This is a genomic window from Seonamhaeicola marinus (assembly GCF_008085455.1).
This window is the reverse complement of record NZ_VSDQ01000805.1, coordinates 1-354: the sequence shown is the minus strand read 5'-3', so window position 1 is coordinate 354 and position 354 is coordinate 1. Positions and strand designations below refer to the sequence as shown.

At 31.1% G+C, this 354-nt stretch carries 1 protein-coding gene; it reads right to left on the bottom strand.

What is annotated here, in order from left to right; translation table 11 throughout:
- On the bottom strand, positions 1 to 354 hold a 354-nt coding region (locus FUA24_RS23610; protein WP_187388380.1), incomplete at both ends, for a glutamate racemase.

Sequence of the window (354 nt, the reverse complement as noted above, 5' to 3'; positions counted from 1 at the left end):
GTTGTAATCTTTTTCTAAAAGTAATTTTAAAACCTCTAAATTACCATTGGTGTAAAACGTATTAGCAGTGTTTTTTTCATAATTTAACAGGTCTAAACGCGTTAAAACAGCTTTAGTTTGTTTAGCTACCGCCTCACCAGAATCTATAATTTTCACGTGTTTTGGTAGTAGTTTTATAAGCTGTGGCATTAAATACGGGTAATGTGTACAGCCTAAAACCAAATAATCAATATTAGCCTGTATCATTGGTTTTAAGTATAGTTTTAAAAGCGCTGTCATTTCATTTGAGTGTAGTTTGCCGTTTTCAATTAAATCAACCAAACCTTCACCAACTTGTTCAATTACTTTTATATG